The sequence below is a fragment of the Exiguobacterium sp. H66 genome (assembly GCF_018618705.1).
In the GTDB taxonomy this organism is placed as follows: Bacteria; Bacillota; Bacilli; order Exiguobacteriales; family Exiguobacteriaceae; genus Exiguobacterium_A; species Exiguobacterium_A oxidotolerans.
This window is the reverse complement of record NZ_JACSMQ010000002.1, coordinates 177,596-194,914: the sequence shown is the minus strand read 5'-3', so window position 1 is coordinate 194,914 and position 17,319 is coordinate 177,596. Positions and strand designations below refer to the sequence as shown.

General features: G+C 40.4%; 16 protein-coding genes. 4 read left to right on the top strand and 12 right to left on the bottom strand.

All coding sequences use genetic code 11. From position 1 onward, the window contains the following. Positions 1 to 120: 120 nt before the first annotated feature. Complete coding sequence (locus KNP88_RS04305; protein WP_285801702.1) at positions 121 to 2,514, bottom strand: heavy metal translocating P-type ATPase; 2,394 nt, start codon at positions 2,512 to 2,514, stop codon at positions 121 to 123. A gap of 230 nt (positions 2,515 to 2,744) precedes the next feature. Then, a complete protein-coding gene (locus KNP88_RS04300; protein WP_251132535.1) occupies positions 2,745 to 3,080 on the bottom strand; it encodes an ArsR/SmtB family transcription factor in 336 nt (111 codons plus the stop codon). 149 nt (positions 3,081 to 3,229) lie between these two features. Between KNP88_RS04300 and KNP88_RS04295 the strand changes: the two genes are divergently transcribed. Both KNP88_RS04295 and KNP88_RS04290 read left to right on the top strand, forming a co-directional pair. Continuing rightward, positions 3,230 to 3,775 carry a copper resistance CopC family protein gene (locus KNP88_RS04295; RefSeq protein ID WP_214806029.1) on the top strand — a complete coding sequence of 182 codons (546 nt, stop codon included), beginning with the start codon at positions 3,230 to 3,232 and terminating at the stop codon, positions 3,773 to 3,775. Then, positions 3,772 to 4,869: a copper resistance D family protein gene (locus KNP88_RS04290; RefSeq protein ID WP_214806026.1), complete on the top strand. Its 1,098-nt coding sequence runs from the start codon at positions 3,772 to 3,774 to the stop codon at positions 4,867 to 4,869. Before KNP88_RS04295 ends, KNP88_RS04290 begins: the two co-directional genes overlap by 4 nt. Positions 4,870 to 5,142: 273 nt before the next feature. Here the strand turns inward: KNP88_RS04290 and KNP88_RS04285 are convergent, their stop codons facing one another. From KNP88_RS04285 to KNP88_RS04270, 4 genes are all read right to left on the bottom strand, one after another. After that, a complete protein-coding gene (locus tag KNP88_RS04285; RefSeq protein ID WP_214892415.1) occupies positions 5,143 to 5,568 on the bottom strand; it encodes a disulfide oxidoreductase in 426 nt (141 codons plus the stop codon). Further along, positions 5,561 to 6,241, bottom strand: a complete 681-nt coding sequence (locus tag KNP88_RS04280; RefSeq protein ID WP_214892413.1) for a DsbA family protein — start codon at positions 6,239 to 6,241, stop codon at positions 5,561 to 5,563. The genes KNP88_RS04285 and KNP88_RS04280 overlap by 8 nt, the downstream gene beginning before the upstream one ends. A 97-nt stretch (positions 6,242 to 6,338) precedes the next feature. Then, entirely contained in the window at positions 6,339 to 7,256 is a 918-nt protein-coding gene (locus KNP88_RS04275; protein WP_214892412.1) for a cation diffusion facilitator family transporter, read from the bottom strand. 567 nt (positions 7,257 to 7,823) lie between these two features. Then, entirely contained in the window at positions 7,824 to 9,830 is a 2,007-nt protein-coding gene (locus KNP88_RS04270) for a heavy metal translocating P-type ATPase (protein ID WP_214892411.1), read from the bottom strand. 302 nt (positions 9,831 to 10,132) lie between these two features. On the opposite strand from KNP88_RS04270, the gene KNP88_RS04265 reads away from it, so the two are divergent. Beyond that, on the top strand, positions 10,133 to 10,636 hold the full coding sequence (locus KNP88_RS04265) for a PCYCGC domain-containing protein (RefSeq protein WP_214892410.1): 504 nt from the start codon (positions 10,133 to 10,135) through the stop codon (positions 10,634 to 10,636). A 58-nt stretch (positions 10,637 to 10,694) separates the two neighbouring features. Here the strand turns inward: KNP88_RS04265 and KNP88_RS04260 are convergent, their stop codons facing one another. From KNP88_RS04260 to KNP88_RS04250, 3 genes are all read right to left on the bottom strand, one after another. After that, positions 10,695 to 11,375, bottom strand: a complete 681-nt coding sequence (locus KNP88_RS04260; protein ID WP_214892409.1) for a response regulator transcription factor — start codon at positions 11,373 to 11,375, stop codon at positions 10,695 to 10,697. 319 nt (positions 11,376 to 11,694) lie between these two features. Beyond that, positions 11,695 to 12,021: a four-helix bundle copper-binding protein gene (locus KNP88_RS04255; protein ID WP_214892408.1), complete on the bottom strand. Its 327-nt coding sequence runs from the start codon at positions 12,019 to 12,021 to the stop codon at positions 11,695 to 11,697. Between the two features lie 95 nt (positions 12,022 to 12,116). After that, complete coding sequence (locus KNP88_RS04250; protein ID WP_214892406.1) at positions 12,117 to 13,631, bottom strand: multicopper oxidase family protein; 1,515 nt, start codon at positions 13,629 to 13,631, stop codon at positions 12,117 to 12,119. A 189-nt stretch (positions 13,632 to 13,820) separates the two neighbouring features. Between KNP88_RS04250 and KNP88_RS04245 the strand changes: the two genes are divergently transcribed. Continuing rightward, complete coding sequence (locus tag KNP88_RS04245) at positions 13,821 to 14,393, top strand: YdhK family protein (protein WP_214892404.1); 573 nt, start codon at positions 13,821 to 13,823, stop codon at positions 14,391 to 14,393. Positions 14,394 to 14,453: 60 nt separating this feature from the next. On the opposite strand, the gene KNP88_RS04240 is transcribed toward KNP88_RS04245, so the two are convergent. The 3 genes from KNP88_RS04240 to KNP88_RS04230 are packed head-to-tail and all read right to left on the bottom strand — an operon-like array spanning position 14,454 to position 17,297. Further along, positions 14,454 to 15,125 carry a response regulator transcription factor gene (locus KNP88_RS04240; protein ID WP_214892402.1) on the bottom strand — a complete coding sequence of 224 codons (672 nt, stop codon included), beginning with the start codon at positions 15,123 to 15,125 and terminating at the stop codon, positions 14,454 to 14,456. Then, a complete protein-coding gene (locus tag KNP88_RS04235) occupies positions 15,122 to 16,438 on the bottom strand; it encodes a sensor histidine kinase (RefSeq protein ID WP_214892400.1) in 1,317 nt (438 codons plus the stop codon). The genes KNP88_RS04240 and KNP88_RS04235 overlap by 4 nt, the downstream gene beginning before the upstream one ends. A gap of 52 nt (positions 16,439 to 16,490) precedes the next feature. After that, positions 16,491 to 17,297: a hypothetical protein gene (locus KNP88_RS04230; protein ID WP_214892398.1), complete on the bottom strand. Its 807-nt coding sequence runs from the start codon at positions 17,295 to 17,297 to the stop codon at positions 16,491 to 16,493. Between the last annotated feature and the right edge of the window lie 22 nt (positions 17,298 to 17,319).

The window sequence follows — 17,319 nt, the reverse complement described above, 5'->3', positions numbered from 1 at the left end:
ACTATGACCCGCACATACGCTTCATAATTTCTCGTCAAACGATTAACCACGACAAACGACCGGCTCTTTTTCCAAGAACCAGTCGTTCGAACGTACCTATAATGGTGGAATTGTGCGTCCTCACGATGTCCGCTTCTTCAGCAGGCGTAACGCATTCAGGGTCACGAGGACAGCCGCACCCGTGTCACTGAGAACCGCCATCCATAACGTCAACCACCCTGGGAAAACAAGCGCCATCGCGATGACTTTGATTACGATAGAAAACACGATATTTTGTTTAATAATCTGCATCGTCGCACGGCTGAGGTCGAGGGTATAGGGGAGCTTATGCAGGTTATCTGCCATCAAGACGATATCTGCCGTCTCAAGTGCCGTGTCCGTCCCAGCTCCTCCCATCGCGATGCTGACATCCGCCGTGACGAAAGCAGGGGCATCGTTGATTCCGTCACCGACCATCGCAGTTCGTAACGTTCGGTCCTGCATCTGTTCGATGATTTTCACCTTATCCTGGGGTAATAGATTAGCATGGACAGCATCTAAGTGTAATTGTCCCCCAATATGGTGCGCTGCTCCTGCGTTATCCCCCGTCAACATGACGAGTTGCTCGACACCTACGTCTTCCCTTAATTTACGTAAAGCCGCAGCGCTCTCTTCGCGTACATCGTCCGATAAGAGGAAAAGACCGAGTAAACGCGACGCGCTTCCTACGAGCACTGCCGTCTGACCACGTTCTTCAACTTTTCGAACGTCGGATTCGATCGGAGCGATATCATAATCCATCTCCCGAAACCATTTCATTCCGCCAATCTGATAGATCACTTGATCAACCGTTCCAGATACTCCACTCCCGACCTGATTCACGATGGTATCCGCTTCAAGTGGTCGGATACCTTCTTCACTCGCATATGTCGTGATGGCTTTAGCTAATGGATGACTGGAATGCCGTTCTAGTGAATGCGCGACTTGTAGAGCGAGTCGTCGATCAGGTGACAACGAGATGAACCGTTGAACGCTCGGTGTTCCTTTCGTCAGCGTTCCCGTCTTGTCGAAGGCGATGGCATTGATTTTCCCCGCCTCTTCTAGAAACACTCCGCCTTTGATCAAGACGCCGTTACGGGCAGCATTTCCGATCGCCGTCACGATCGCGACCGGTGTCGAGATGACGAGCGCACACGGACAGGCGATGACGATCAATTCCAATCCCTTATAGAACCACTCTCCCCAACTACCAAGTTGGAGTAAAGGTGGGACGATCATCAGCAACAATGCACCTAGGAAGACGAACGGTGTGTACACTTTCGCGAAGCGATCGATGAACGCTTCACTCGGTGCTTTATTATCCTGCGCTTCCTCGACCAGTTCAATGATGTGCGCAAGCGTCGTCTCTTGATACGTCTTCTCGACGATCATGTCGAACGAACGATCCATGTTGAGCGTTCCGGCAAATACGTGATCGCCTTCCTTCTTATCGACAGGAATCGATTCGCCCGTGATCGGCGCTTGATTGATGGTCGTCGTCCCTTTCAAGATCATTCCGTCCAGCGCAACCTGATCACCTGGTCGAATCCGAATCTTCTCTCCGATCCGCACCGCTTCCACTGATTTCCGGATAACGCCCTCTGCTGTCAGCACGAATGCTTCCTTCGGAGAAAGTTCGATGAGTTTCTGAATTGAATTCCGCGTCCGGGCAAGTGAATGATTCTGGAGTAGGTTCCCGATGGCAAAGAGGAAGACGACAGTCGCCCCTTCGAGCCATTCACCAATGAGTGCTGCACCGATGGCCGCCACACTCATCAACACGTTCATGTCGAGCGATCGGGCGCGAACCGCATAAAATGCGCTCCGGAAAGCTTTCCATCCACTTAGGATCAAAGCGATTCCGAACAGCGCGTTCGGTAGATACATAACCTCTATGGTTTGCAGGAGTAGCCCTAATCCAATCAGAATACCGGATAAGACCAATGATATCCCTTCAAATGAGCGTGTCGAAGGTTCGGAAGGCTCTTCTCCCTTGACGTGTCCATCAAAGCCAATCTTATTTAGCTCAATTTTCACCTGTTGTGCATCAAGATGATGTTCGATCTCCATTTCTCCACGTGCAAAAGATACCGTGACAGTCTGCACATCATTTATTTTTTGGAAATGCTGCTCAATCGTTTTAGCACAACTACTACAATCCATCCCCGAAACCGCATACGTCTGAACATGTTTTTCCTCTTTATTTGGAACAATAAGTTGAAATCCTAACTTCTTCACCTCGTTTTGAAGCCGACGATCATCCAGTGCTGATTCGCTCTCAATTTTCAAGCGGGCCGCACCGTAGTTGACGGACACTTTCTGGTACTCCGCTATCGTCACTAATCCCTTCTCAAGAGTCACTGCACAGGATGGACAATCCATCCCTTCTATTCGGTAGGTATGAGTTGTATGATCAGGCTGAATCAAATCCGAGGAAGCATTACCCGAAGAACAACAGGTATCTGTTTCTGATTTTTTTGCCTCTGTCTTTGACATCGTGCTACAGCAAGTATCCTCTTCCTTAGGAAGGGAAGATTCGGTTTGTATGCTCGTACCGGCTATCTCGGATGTCGATTTCGAACAGCAACTCGACTGTATATCCTTTGTTTGGAGTCGATCGTCTTCGTTCGAGGCGCAGCACGTTGTTGTGATTGATGCAGAAACAGCCTTTGGTTCACTTGCTTCTCTTTTTTTTGTAGAGCCGTTGTTACAACAGGAGCTGCCCATTATTCCGCCCCCTCGATGTGATGTTCACAACAAGCTGATTCCTGTCCGATTTCGAGCGTCAGTGTCCCGAATAGTCGTAACAGTTCCCTGACTGTCTCGTTGCGTAGGGAGTAGTAGCCATACTTTCCCTGCGTCCGTTTTTGAATCAATCCGCATCCTTTTAGACAAGCTAGATGCTGTGAAACGTTGGACTGATTCCCTTGGACCGCCTCGACGATTTCTGTCACGGTCTTTTCACCATCATAGATACACTCTAGGATTTGAAGTCGTGTTTTATTAGAAAAACCATGAACGACCCTCACCTTCAAGTCCAATGGTTCCAGTAATTGTTCCAAAATGTTCACTCCTTTTTCATATTCGTTTTCATTAATATGTTATCATCATATTAGCATTTCCTAATGTAAGCGTCAAAAAAATCTTGAGGTGTCTGTTTTTATCCCTTATGATTTTGACCGTACATAACAAACATAAAGGAGTTGAAAAGATGCTTCGAGTAAATTACCTATTGTTACTGCTATCAGGAATGCTCTTGTGGTGTCCCGTACAAGTCTCGGCTCACACTGGGCTCGAATCTTCCACACCCCGGGCAGATGAGACTGTTCTTCCTACAAAAACCATCACGTTGAACTTCGAGACGAACATCGAAGCTGGTGGAAGTATTCAAGTATTTGATTCCACGTCTTCGGATGCACTGAAGGGTACTTTCACACAAGAAAGGCGACGTATGACGTTCCAGCTCGATCGAGAACTGACATCTGGTCGGTATCGCGTCCAATGGAAGATCATCGGTACAGATGGACATCCTATCGAAGGAACCTATCTGTTCAATATCGAAACCCAAACGACCACGAGCGAAACGAGCGATCAGCCGAAGCCCATCCAACAGAAAGACGTCGATGCGGAAACCGTGAAGACGACAACGTCCACCGCTGAAGAGACTGATTTCTTTCCATTTCTAATCGCCGGTGGATTATTTATCATGCTACTGTTCTTCTTTTATCAGATTGTTTTGAAGGGGCGAACAAAATGACTTTGCTCTATATTTTAGGAGATACATTGCTGTACGCCTGTTTTGCACTGTTGATCGGTCATTTCTCGTTACAGCTCATTCCTCCCACTTATCGACCTGATGTAGCGTTCCCGATAAGATGGATACGACTTCTCATCCTATTAATTCCTGTTTTCTTTTCATTGTCGGTCATACGTATCGTGCTTTATTTGCAAGAAGACATCGGACTGTGGTTGACTCTGCGGTCCGTTCTGCTCACATTCGAAGCTGGAAATGCCTTAATCTTGATGACAATCTGTTGCATATTACTTTTTCTGGTCGTCAGGAATACGTCACTCCATTCGGGACGCTTAAAGTTTGCCCTTTTTTTGTTACTTGCCATGGTTGGTACACTCGCATGGTCCGGACACGCCTCCAGCATCACAGGTGCAGAAGGATTACTCGTACATACCGCTCATGCTTTGTCTGTCTTCATTTGGACTGGCGGTTTACTCGTATTAGGTTATTCCAACGCATCGAATCCCCGTTGGGACAACGTGTTGGAATGGTTCAGACCGCTCGTGACACTATGCTTTTTGATTATCCTCGGATCCGGCATCTATTTGATGTCCGTCGTCGTGAAAGTAGACGACTATCCGAATTCTTGGATTTTACCGTATGGTCAAGCCTTACTATGGAAACATGTCTTAATTCTCCCTGTGCTGATCATCGGTTTCATGAATGGGAAATGGAGTTATGCCTCTTCCAAACAAACGCTTAAAGTCAAACAGATGAGAATGCGCATGGAAGGTACACTGATTCTCTTCATCTTCGCAGCAACTGCGTTGCTCGGTCAGCAAGAGCCACCTCACTCCGTAGAGGATACACTCAAATCAAGTGGGGCCGGACAGCTGTCTGCTTTCGTCTTCCCTAATCTACGCTTTGAATATTCAAACATCGAGTTTGAACCAGGAATGACATCCGTCTTGTTCCTAGTGATCGGTCTTCTTTTCGGGGGATTGGTAGTATTCCTTATTAGAAAAACGAATGAATCGATCAAAACACTTTTTTTAGGATTAGGAATGTCTGTTTCCTTATTTTTAGCTTTCTTGTATAGTATTTCTTTGACGTTTTGATTAAAAAATTCACTTTAGTATCTTCTTGATCAAGAGTTTTAACGATATACAATCTTCCAGTCGTATAAAAAAAGACAATGTCTCATTTCGAAAGTGAAATGAGACATTGTCTTTTTTATATAATCGATTCTCTTTTCCTTATCCCGTCGATTCAATCAGGAATAAGCTATAAATTAAAAAAGAAACTTTTATGTTTTCCCTCCTTATGTTCTAGTCGTACTCATGATATGAAGAAAATCGCTAAATGAGATGAAGTGACTCTCTCTTATTAACTTAATTTTTTTTAAACGCTTGTCGAACTCCAATCATAATCAGCGTAATTAGCAAAAATGCTGTCAGGGCAAGGAAGGGAATCGTTATGAAACCTAACCAATTAATATATTGTACGTTGCAAGGGACACCTTGAAGACATGGCTTGACCTCAGCAAATCCTGGAATCTTTTGAACCATGTAGTGGTAGACAGAAATACCTCCCCCGATAAGGCTAAGTGGTAATACATATCGAACCACACCTGAATCATTATTGAATACGGCAATGCCCAGGATGATACTGAGCGGATACATGAAAATACGTTGTGACCAACAGAGCTCACAAGGTACGAATCCACGAATCTCACTAAAGTACAGGCTACCGAGTGTGGCAGCGAGTGCTATGATCCACGCTATATACATACCATAACGTCGCACCTGTTCATTCATCGGCCGTTACCTGTTCTTCAATCACACGGGAAATCGTATCGTAATCAAACGGGTCATCGAGTTTAATACCATTGATCACGATCGTAGGTGTCAACTCGACACCGTGTTCTTTCACGAGTGCATCGTCCTTCGACACTTCATCAAGGATGTCCGCATTATTTCTTAAATCAGATGTGAGTTGTTCTTGATTAATGTCTGGTACTGATTTTGCAGCGATTCTTAACAGGGATTCTTCAGTCACCCATGGGTCATCATGCTGTTCGACTCTCGGTTGTGCATCATAAATCGCCTTATGGAATGTCCAAAATGCCTTCTTGTCTTGGCGATAAACAGATTCTGATGCCTTAGCGGCCAAAATCGATTCTTCCCCATGGAATAAAACATTGATATAGCTGAACTGTACCTTACCAGTGTCAATGAACTCCTTTTTCAACTTCGGATAAACCGTTTTCCCCCATTGTTTACAAGACGGACATTTATAATCTCCGAACTCGACGATTGAAACAGGTGCAGCGTTTTCTCCTTGTGTCGGTTGACCTTCTATTTTTACCGTATCATTTAGGACTGTACTCTTTTTTTCTTGAACAGCATTGTTCTTGATCAAAAACATTGAAATAACTATTAAAAACACGATCAGCAACGTTACAACAACTAAAACCTTCTTTTGTTTCATAACATGATTCGACCCTCCCACTTTCTGAAGTTAATCAGAAAAGGGAAAGGTCAACACCTCCTTCTATTCGATTAAAGTATTTTACAACGTTCATTTATCAATGAGCGTGGCTCTCATGTGCCGCATGCGAGCATTCATCGATACCTGTACACTCGATTTGAATCGTAAGATCTTGTAAATCAAACTGGTCATGAATCAACGTACGGGCCTGTCTAAGTACACCCTTTCGTGCTTCATCCGATTTAACTACTAAATGGCAACTTAGTACATGATAATCAGATGTGATGGACCATAGACGAAAGTCATGTACTTCTTCCACTTCTTCAATGGCAAGTAGCGCACTTTTGATTTCACTGGCGTTTAAATTGAATGGGACACCTTCCATCAAAATATGCCATGAATCCTTTGTTACACGCAAACCACTGATAAATACAAGAATCGCGACTACTAAGCTCGCAATCGGATCGGCTATCGTCCAACCGAAGAATATTATCAGCACTGCCGCAATAATGGCACCGATTGAGCCAAGCAGATCTCCGATCACATGTAAAAAGGCACTTCTGACGTTCAAATTTTCGTCTTTGTCCGCCCGCATGAGGATGAATGCGACAACAATATTAACTAGTAAGCCGATAGTTGAAATGATCAGCATACCTGAGCTTAAAACTACAGGAGGTTCAAGCAGACGTCGATATGCTTCGTAGAAGATATAGAGTGCAATAGCAATCAGGGTGATTCCGTTCAAGAAGGCCGCTAAAATTTCAAAACGCTTGTATCCGAATGTCTTGTGATCCGTAGCCTTTCGTTGTCCAAACATTAATGCTGTTAAACTAAGCCCAAGTGCAGCAGCATCACTTAGCATATGCCCAGCATCTGAAAGTAACGCTAGACTATTGGTCCAAATCCCTCCAATAACTTCAATAATCATAAATAAAAAGATTAGCATGAAAGACCACTTCAGTGCCTTTATATTTATGTTGTTATGACTATGACTATGATTATGGTCGTGCGCCAACAGAATCTCCTCCTTTAAATTTTAATTTCTAAGATAAATATAGCACAATGGGCACTATATTCAAATGAACATTTGAATATAGTGCCCTCGAATTTTGTTGCTGTCTAAAATAATCTTTAGAGTGACAACATGGTCGGAGAACTAGCACGTACTACTTTATTGGCTTTAAAGAAGCATTCGTTATTATTTTTTATACGTTCATCCGATTCGATTTACGAAGATTTGAAAATACGAACTGAAACGTACAAAAAATTAGAAGGGTCACGGACGAACGGAGGCAGACCTCAAAAAAACGGACAGCGTATCAGGACGCTGGCTTACTGTGTTCGCAATCGAAAAGCTTTTTTGAGAGGAGAAAGACTAGGAGCAATCTAAAAGTCGGCTTACAGTCCCTTCCATCACACAGAACGTTACAGCTCTGTTTTATGTTCTCTATATGGACATAATCATATATTCTAATAAAATTAAAATCGCGTGTAAAAAGTCTTCGAATACTCATAGACTTTTTACACGCGATTAAATCCAGTGCTTGGTCACTAATAAGTTCTGAAATCACTTCAAATGATTTCATATTTTTAACATTCTAGCATTTACAGCAACAATGACGGTGCTAAGACTCATTAGTACTGCCCCAATGGCTGGGGATAAGATCACACCATAGGGAGCTAGAACGCCGGCTGCTAGTGGTATTGTTATAATATTATAACCAGCTGCCCACCATAGGTTTTGAATCATTTTGTTATAAGTGCTTCGGGAAAGTTCAAGGATAGCGAGAACATCCTTCGGATTACTTCTGACCAGTACGATATCAGCGGTTTCAACTGCCACGTCGGTTCCACTACCAATCGCAATCCCTACGTCAGCTTGTGCCAGTGCGGGTGCATCATTAATGCCATCACCGACCATGGCTACTTTCCTACCTTCCGATTGAATGTTCTTTACTTGTCTTGATTTATCATCAGGTAAAACTTCTGCATGAACTTCGTCAATACCTAACTGTTTGGCAACCCAATGTGCGACCTTTTTATTGTCACCGGTGAGCATGATTGAATTTATGCCTTTATTTTTAAGAGCAGTCACAGTCTCTTTTGCTTCTTCTCTTACTAAATCAGCAAGTGCAATCATTCCTAGTAATTGCTTGTTTTTCAATACAAATATGACAGTCTTTCCTTCTTCAGATAATTTTTCAAAAGCGAGCTCATCAACCGTTATTTTTTCTTGACGAATATATCGAGGACTCACTACACGAATTAACGTACCCTCTACTTTCCCTTCCAATCCGACTCCTGTAATAGACATAAAATCTTCAATCGATGGAAGTGATAGTTGTAGCTCTTCTGCTCTTTTCACTACACCTTTAGCAAGAGGATGTTGGGATGAACGTTCGACTCCAGCTGCTAGACGAAGTAGTTCGTTTGAGGAAATTTTATCAGCCGGCATCAAATCCGTCACACCAAAATTTCCTTGCGTCAAAGTACCTGTCTTATCAAAGATAATGGCGTCTAATTTCCGCGCCTCTTCAAACTGTGTCCGATTTCGAATCAATAACCCTTTCTTAGCAGACAGGGCCGTCGAGACAGAGACGACCAATGGCGCTGCAAGTCCTAGTGCATGAGGACACGAAATAACCATGACAGTCACCATACGTTCGACAGCAATACTGAGCGGATATCCTAATGCAAGCCAAATGATGAATGTCAACACACCAGCAAAAACAGCGACATAGAAGAGGATTTTTGCTGCACGATTCGCTAAATTTTGTGTTTTAGATTTAGATGCCTGCGCTTCGCTGACTAATTCGATCACTTTCGATAGATACGTGCCTTCACCTGTATTTTTCGTTTCAACGGTCAAGCTTCCTTCTTGATTAATAGAGCCAGCAATTACGTTGTCGTCCATTTTCTTTTCGATGGGAAGAGATTCACCTGTCAGCATCGATTCATCAACTGTTGTTGCTCCTTTTATTATCTTACCGTCAACTGGAATTTGCTCCCCAGGTTTGATCAGAATCACGTCACCAGTCTGTAATTCCGACACCGCAATATCTTCTATTTTCTCATCATCAATTCGATGCGCAATACTGGGTAACAATTTGACTAATTCTTGTAGCGCGTTAGACGCGCCCATGATTGACTTCATTTCAATCCAATGTCCTAAAAGCATAATATCTATGAGCGTTGCTAACTCCCAAAAAAAGTCATGCCCCTCCCCTAGACCTAAGATGATGCTCACACTATAAAAATATGCAACACTAATCGCTAAAGCAATCAACATCATCATCCCCGGATTTTTTTGTTTCATTTCGTCTAAGCTACCTTTTAAGAACGGCCATCCACCGTAGAAATAGACAATTGTGGATAAAGAAAGCAAAACAACGTCGTCATACGGAAAGTTAATGTTGATACCCGACCATTCTTGAATCATTTTGGAAAGTAGCAGAATTGGAATAGTCAACATTAGCGATACGAAAAATCTTTTCTTGAAGTCTCCAATCATTCCTTCATGTTCATGATGTGAGGCACTCATTTGGTGGTCTTCGTGCTGAGTGTGTTCGTGATGGATTTGATGATTCATAAGAACTCCCCCTTTTACGTACTGTATATCTATATGATGTACATAGATATCATGATTATATAGAGTGACATATCTTTTTCCCTTTAAATTAAGCTTATATATAAATATAAAATATATTTTGACACACTAAAAATAAAAATTATCATACAGGCACAGGGTGTATCTTTTAAAACAAGAACATTTGTTTGAAAAAAGACTATTTAGCGTGAACAGACAAATGAGCAAATAAAAAATACAAAAACCTCTGATTAAAAAGTTTTGTTTTATACAACTACATAATTATCACGAAGGAGAATCGAATGATGAAATTTAACATACTCTTAAAAAGCGTAAGTCTTGTTAGCCTATCCTTGATTGCGGTCGGCTGTGCTCAAGACCCGACGAAATCTTCTACTCCCAATCATTCAAAGGAAGCCAATCATGCGAAACATATGAGCGGTGACAAGATTGAAGAAACATCATCATCGGTGATACTTCCTACATTTTTAAAAACTCAACCTGAAGATGTACGAAATGTTTATCAAGCTGTAACAAAGAATCGGAAATTACTCGAAAAAATACCTTGTTATTGTGGCTGTGGTGAAACAGTCAATCACAAAAATAATTATGATTGTTTCATAGAAGAAAATACGACGGATGGGTCGGTGAAATGGACAAGTCACGGAACAACGTGCAGCATATGTCTCGAAATTGCTGTAAAGTCCATTTTGAAGCAACAAGATGGAGAGTCGGTTAAAGATATTCGTTCTGCAATCGATTCTTCATATAAAGATGGCTACTCGAAACCAACACCTACTCCTTTATGATTTTTATGAGGACACTTTTGCGCCTATAAGCAAGAGTGTCCTTTCCTTTCCTTTCCTTTCATTTCGTTTCATCTTCACTCCAACGATACCCTCTCCCCCAAATGGTTTTCAGATGCCTATCTATCGGATAATCTAACTCTCTTAACTTTTCTCTAATCATCTTAATATGAGAGTCCACTGTCCTCGGATCCGATTCCGACGTGTAGGACCAAACGAATTCATAAAGCTCCAATCTGTTGAAGAGCCTTCCAGGGTGTTGAAGAAAAAGTCGTAATAATGCATGTGCTTTGGGTGTAAAGTCAATCGACTTGCCATCCAATAAAATTAAATTGTTGCTCTCATCGAACGTAAGTCCATGGTATATAACGGGGTCTTTTGCTTTCCTTCTCATGACAGATCGAACTCTTGCTAAAAGTACGTCCCCGTTAAACGGCTTTGTGACATAATCTGTAGCTCCAGCATCTAGTCCTTTGACGATGGATTCAGCATCATTCAGAGCCGTTATCATGATGATCGGGACTTCCGGATGAGAATCCGTTATCTTCTTACATACTTCGAATCCATCGTACATTGGCATCATGACGTCCAATAAAATCAAATCAAAAGTTTCTTTTTTCACTCTCTCCAAAGCTTCGATCCCATCATTCGCCATACTACATTCATATCCTATTGGTTCTAGATAAAGTCTTAATAATTGCCTCATTCTTATTTCATCATCAACAATTAATATTTTATCCATCCTAGCCACCACCTCTTACATTAGAATTTTTTAATAATAAATGATTGTCAATCTATTTCCTCATTAATTTCACGAACTTTTTATATGATCAACTCAAACTATAGGATGGAGTTGATTTTCATGAAAGCGTTTATGAAGAGTTTAATCGTTACTCTCTATGTATCCTTCTTTTTTCTCACCATACTACTGGTCTATAAAGGTTATGAACTTTTTCATAACTAAGTATCGTATTTTTTATAGATAAAGGAGCATCAGATTTTCAGCTCACACTTTTTTGGCATGGCGGCTCTAGATGCTCCTTCATTTTTAACTCAGCTCTTTAAACAATTAACTTACGACAGACTTTTACACATTCATTACAAGCCTCAGCACACTTCTTACAATGATCATGATCATGTTTCGAACATTCGTCGGCACATCTTTCACAAATTTCAACACAACTTCTAGCAAGAACACTGATATTGCTACTGTTTCGAGAAATAGCTTGTACTAAAAGACTACAAATTTCAGAACAATCTCTATCTAAACGTATGCACTCTACCATCGAAGAAACATGATGTTCACTCAAACACGCATCAAAGCATTCATTACAAGTCACTATACAGTTCTGTAGGGCGTTTAAGACTTCTTTTTGTCCAGTATTCATTTTAAAATACCTCCGTTTTTTCATCTTTATTTGACTTACACAAAGCCTATTTCCTTAATTTGTGAAGAAAAGATGAAAACAGCTACTCATTTTTTTTAATCTACTCTCAACTGCCCCATCATTCCATTCTCTTCATGTTCAAGGATATGGCAATGGTACATAAATACCCCTTTTTCTTTGAAAGTCATCTGAATCTTAACTCGTTCGCCTGGTTTTATGGCGATAGTATCTTTTAGACCTGTTTCTTGATTATCCAGTTTCTGATTGTTTCGTTCTAATACCTTGAATTGGACTCCATGAATGTGGAAGGGGTGAGTCATTCCGCCCATCATGTCTTTTTTATTATAGATTTCCCAGATTTCTGTTTCGCCTTTTTTTGCTTTAATATCGATTCTCGTCTCATCAAACTTCTTTCCATTGATTTCAACATTTTTGCCCATTCCGAAGAGAGTTAACTTCTGATTCACTTTAGACGAGGTCTTGAGCAGCTTTTCATTTACACTTTTCGGTGCCGATGCACTTAGGCTCGTCCCTTGTTTGTCCTTCAGCTTGAAGTTAACGACTTTCACTCCATTTGTCTCAAATGCAACAGTTTCACCAATTTTTCTTTTTGAAAAGTCTACCAATACCTCTATACGTTCGCCTGGACTTAAATCAATTTTCTTTACGTTTTTCGCTTTTGAGATGTAACCACCATCATCAGCAATTTTTTTAAAGGATGAGCCATCAGATAACTTCACTGCATAGTTCCGTGCATTGGATCCATTTATCAACCTGACTCTAAGTTGCGAATATTTCACGTTAAAATACGGATTAATCGTTCCGTTTACCAGGAGGGTATCGCCTAAAGCCCCATCTGTTTTTTCTACATCAGCATATCCAAGGACATTCCTGTTTTTAACTTTTCGATCTTGAAGAATTAATGGAATATCATTTTCACCATACTTTTGAGGTAGCATCGTCTCTTTAGTTTTTTCATCTTTTACGTATAACAATCCTGCCAACCCCTTGTATACTTGTTCAGCAGTCTTACCCATTGGATGTGGATGAAACCACAATGTCGATTCATTTTGCTTCACTTTAAACTTTACTACCTTCGTCTCACCAGCTTTCACGACCTGATGTGGTCCGCCATCTACGGATGATGGTACAACAAGACCGTGCCAATGGAATGTAGTCGCTTCTGATAAGCGATTCACTGTACGGATTGTTACTGTTTTCCCTTTTTTTAACTCCACTACAGGACCTAAATAATTTCCGTTGTACCCTAGAGTTTTAGTTTTTTTAGCATCTCGAAAGAACTGTGTTTCCCCTTGTTTAGCCACAATCGTGTATTGAATGGAATTCTTGGTTTCACGATCGGCTTTTAGCATCTTAGGGATTTTTAATCGTCGCTCTTTTTCTTCAGTTGATTTTAAATCGACACTCGCACCATGTCCCATACCTTCCATCATAGTCTGATTTGTAGTAGTGTTTCCTCCATTCATCATAGATCCCATGTGCTGTTTGTTATTTGACATAGTACCTCGGGTAAGAAGTAAATACGAACCGCCCACTATAATCATGAGAGTAAAGATACCGATAGCTGCGATTAACCATGTTTTCTTCATATGGATCATTCCTTTCAATCAATTATTATCTTTAACTTAAAGAATGATTGTGAAAGAACTATGTCTTTCTACCAATGAATTTTATAGTTTTTTCCAATGTGCTACTTTTCTACTCTCTGCAAAGTTTCTGCAAATTTGTGTGATAAAGTCTATAGAAAGCATAAAAAAAACAATTGGAGGTAATTTTTTATGAAATTAAAGAAAAAGATTTTTATGACAACCATGGCTGCTTCACTTTCTTTAGGACTCGCTGCGTGCGGAAGCAATGGTGATGATTCTAAATCAACAGGAAGCATGGATAAAAATATGGATGGTATGGATCATTCGACGATGGACATGTCTGGATCGAAAGAGGTCCCGAAAGGGCTCCAAGAGGCTAAAAATCCTAAATTTAAAGTTGGCGACATGGCGATGATCAAAGAAGCACATATGGAAGGCATGAAAGGGGCCGAAGCAAAAGTTGTAGGAGCTTATGATACTACTGCTTATAGCATTTCTTATGACCCTACAAATGGTGGGAAACGTGTCATGGATCATAAATGGATTATTCAAGAAGAGATTGTAGATGCCAAGTCATCTCCTTATGAAGTAGGCGATGAAGTAAAAGTAGACGCGGATCATATGAAAGGAATGAAGGATGCTACGGCCACTATCGATTCAGCTAAGCAAACAACAGTGTATATGATTGATTTTGAATCGACTACAGGTGAAGAAGTGAAAAATCATAAATGGGTGACTGAAGACGAACTATCTGCAGAATAAACGATAAACAAGAGAGGAACGGTTTTTTAACCGTTCCTCTCTTGTCTTCTTTCTCCTTATTTAAGGAACCCACTTGTAACCAATTCCCCATATTGTGCGAAAGTGTTCTTCAATAGGAAACTCGAGTTTCCTAAGCTTTTCTCTTAAGTTTCTTACATGAGAATCGACCGTTCGTTCATCTGTCCACTCATTTGCTAACCATAAACTTGAGAGCAGTTCCTCTCTTGAATAGACACGTTCTGGATTTTTTAATAATTTAGCAAGTAATGAAAATTCTTTTGGCGTGACTTTGACTAAATGATTATCGTAATACAGCTCATGGGCGTCTTCATTTAAGATTAGACCCGACGATTCGATTTTTGATCCTGAGGAAACTGTCGTTCGTCTGAAAATCGATTGAATTCTTGCCTTCAATTCCGCCTCGTCGAACGGTTTCACAATGTAATCATCTGCTCCCAGTTGCAATCCTTTTACGATTTCTTCTTTTCCGTCAAGTGCTGTCAATAAAATGATTGGTACATTCGAAACTTCCCTTATCCTTTGACAGGTCTCAAAACCATCCATTAAAGGCATCATCACATCTAATATGATTAAGTCAGGCTCATCTACATCAATCAAGTTCAATATCTCTCTTCCGCTGTTCAGCTTAATACAGGTATAACTGTCTTGCAGATAAAGTTCGATCAGTTCTAACATTCGATTCTCATCATCTACCAAAGCAATGGTTCTCATCCTGGAATCCCCCTCAAGTCAATGACAACCTTCAGCCCGTTTTCTACATTAACAGCTACGATGGTCCCTTTGTGCGCTTCAACTATTTCTTTCGTGATAGCCAAACCGAGCCCAGTACCTCCTGTTTCACGATTTCGTGAAGAATCCACTCGATAAAAACGATCAAAAAGATACGGGAGTGATTGCTCATCCACACCACCACCTTCATCCATAACTTCAATAACGTTTTCATCAAGTTTTAAAAATACGCGTTTGTTCGCATGTGTATATTTTAGCGCGTTATCGAGTAAATTTAAGAGAACCTGATCGAATCTAGCTTGGTCTATCTCTTTGTAGATGGGGGTTTTATTAATTTGAAGAATTAATTTCACTTGTTTCTCCTCAAATTTAAAAATTATTCTTTCACTGATTTGTTTTAAGAAATCATTCATCACTGTGATCTGAGGATTTATTTGAAAATGTGGCTCTTCCAATCTAGCAAGTTCAAACAAGTCCTCAATCAGTTCTTGAAGTCTTTCGGACTCCTCATAGATAATATCTCCAAATCTCGATTCGTCTTTTTTGAGGAGTCCTGCATATCCCTTAATGTAGGTAATCGGCGTACGCAATTCATGTGTGATTGAAGTCAGAAATTGCTTTCTTGTATTTTGAATGTGACGTAAATCAACAGATAACTTAGTGATCGCTCGTGCTAAATCTCCTACTTCGTCGCTTCTCTCAGCTTCTCTGATTTTCAGCACCTCGCCTTTACTTAACTTTACCGTTGCCTCTTTCATTGATAAAAGTGGCTTTATAATGATATAACTCAAAAAATAAACACTTACTAATAGAAAAAGTACTAACAAGAATAGAGAGAACACTACTTGTTGTTTCAATTCCCCCATCAAATGCTGTATATACTTCGTCGGCTCTAACATGATTATTTGACCGCCATCTTCAATATTACTCACCGTCACTAAAAATTTGCCCTCTCTCCAATTACCTTCTACGATTCCATCCTTTTTTTGAATCCAATCCGGGTTCAAAAATTGTTCAGCGTCGTTAGATGAATCGACGACTTGATTATTTTTGTCTAAGATAATCACATCAGTCATCGCCTTTTCCTCCATTAAAACAACGTGTTCAACTGTTTGCTTGTCGAAGTTAGTGGAAAGAACATCTCGATGACTATTGCCTCTCTCTTGAAGGCTCTCCAGTTCACTTTCTACTTGTTGATGCTCAAGAATGTTGTATACAATAGCAGATGAGAGAATGAAAATCATGAGAATCCCGAAAAAATAAAATAACGTTATTTTAAATGAAAGTTTATTCATAAAGTACCTTTCTCATTTAAGATGATTACATATAAAAACAAACTGTTGAGATTTAGAAAAGAAAGTATTCTTCATTTAGGCGATACACAAAAGAGCTTTTATCATTTGATTCTTTTAAAAGGACAATTCCTTGAATATTGCTCCACAAATAATTAGCGAAATCATAATCACTAAAATTAGCCTCACGAGTAGAATGCGTCATGAAACATTCTATTTTTGTAATCGTATACATTCCCTCCGAATCACGTTGATAATCGAAAGAAAAAGAACCCTTTATATTAAGCCTTTGAGCAATTATTGCTACGCACTCCTCTAAAATCGAGTTGGCAAACACCTCGTATGAAAGAACAGTATCTTGGTACCGTTCATACTCTTCTCTCATAAAACAGCAAATCACTTCACTAGATCGATAATCGACATATGCATCAATTTTCCCCACCTTTACACCTTCAGGCGCATTCTTTATCTGTTCAAAAGAATAAGTGAAAGTATTACCTTGAACCGAAAATGAATCATGAAGTACTGTTTTATCCCAGTCAAAGGATGTTATAAACATTACGTTATTTTCTCTCATTTTTAACTTGTGTTTTGCTAGCGTAGATGCTTCTTGTTCGCTTAAAGGAATAATCCAGCCTATTTTTTGAAATGTACAATATTCAATGAGATCACTAATATACCCTTCTTCTGATTCTTTTTTTGAAAATGAATCAAAATATTTAAAATTAGGAAGTAGCTTTCGAACCCATCCTTCTTTTGAAGAAATATGAATCTCTATACCTGAAGGTTTAAGTTGTTTTATGTTCTCCATCACTTTCCAGTTTTCCTCTACTCCCATTATCAGGACATTTTCACGAAACATGTATGATTCATCTCCTCTTGAA